Raw genomic sequence first — 868 nt, forward strand, 5'->3', positions numbered from 1 at the left:
CGCGAACCGTATGTCCGGTGGTGTGAGAGGGATAAAGTAGGGTAGAATGATTTCCTACTTTACCCTACTCGATTAGTACCATTTTCTGCCTTTCAGATCGTCTCTCCTCTTACTTTTCCCTAACTTTGTATACTCTCACCATTTACCTATAAAAACATGACCATAGAAGAACTAAAAGCATTTTTTGAAGAGTACTCGGCATTGAGTATCAAGGCTGTGAACAAAGAAGCAGGGTTATCAAACAGTTATTTGAGTAAAATTTTGTCAGGAGGACGCCCTTTAACTCAGAAGACTCTAGACAAGTTAATGCCTGTGCTTGAAAAGTATGGATATAAAGGGAAGAAAAATAGATAAAAGTCTACTTTTTGATTACTTTTTACTATATTTGCAATGCTTTTTAGGTAAAAAGTAGCCTTTGGGCTGTGATGTGGAAGTCCTCCCAAAGGCTTGTATTCAAATAAAATAACTTGAACAATGCAAAGTAAACATGCTCCCTTGAATAATCAAACCCAATGGAACCCCGAAACCGCTATTTTTGCCGAAAATATTCGCTACAGTCTTCAGCGCCGCCTCGAAAACTTAATAGCTGTAGGGCAAGACTCGCTCGAGCTTCTTCGTGAAAACCATTGCATAAATGCACGCGAAGCCGAAAATCATTGGGTACTCTTAGAAGACCACCTTCAACTCATTCGCAACGATTGGGCAATGCTGGAGTGGTTGCAAAAATAAAGGCATAAAAAAAGCTTCAGGTGTGGAGCCTGAAGCTTTGGTTTTTATATATGTATTTCTTTACAACATGTTCGCCATAATTAATGGCAACAATTATTGGTAAAAAAAAAGGGATTGTTATTTTGAATTTGGAGAAACA

At 38.2% G+C, this 868-nt stretch carries 2 protein-coding genes; both read left to right on the forward strand.

The genetic code is table 11. The features are described from left to right. Nucleotides 1–156: 156 nt before the first annotated feature. Nucleotides 157–354, forward strand: coding sequence for a helix-turn-helix transcriptional regulator (locus tag Q0954_RS34090; protein WP_299466596.1), 198 nt, complete (start codon nucleotides 157–159; stop codon nucleotides 352–354). Nucleotides 355–474: 120 nt separating this feature from the next. Beyond that, nucleotides 475–729 carry a hypothetical protein gene (locus Q0954_RS34095; RefSeq protein WP_299466598.1) on the forward strand — a complete coding sequence of 85 codons (255 nt, stop codon included), beginning with the start codon at nucleotides 475–477 and terminating at the stop codon, nucleotides 727–729. The last annotated feature ends 139 nt before the right edge of the window (nucleotides 730–868 follow it).

The sequence above is a fragment of the uncultured Microscilla sp. genome, assembly GCF_947493425.1.
Taxonomy (GTDB): Bacteria; Bacteroidota; Bacteroidia; order Cytophagales; family Microscillaceae; genus Microscilla.

What these genes read in the sequence shown, in the direction of transcription:
- Q0954_RS34090 (WP_299466596.1), top strand. Translation starts at nt 157, where the DNA reads ATGACCATAGAAGAACTAAAAGCATTTTTTGAAGAGTACTCGGCATTG.
- Q0954_RS34095 (WP_299466598.1), top strand. Translation starts at nt 475, where the DNA reads ATGCAAAGTAAACATGCTCCCTTGAATAATCAAACCCAATGGAACCCC.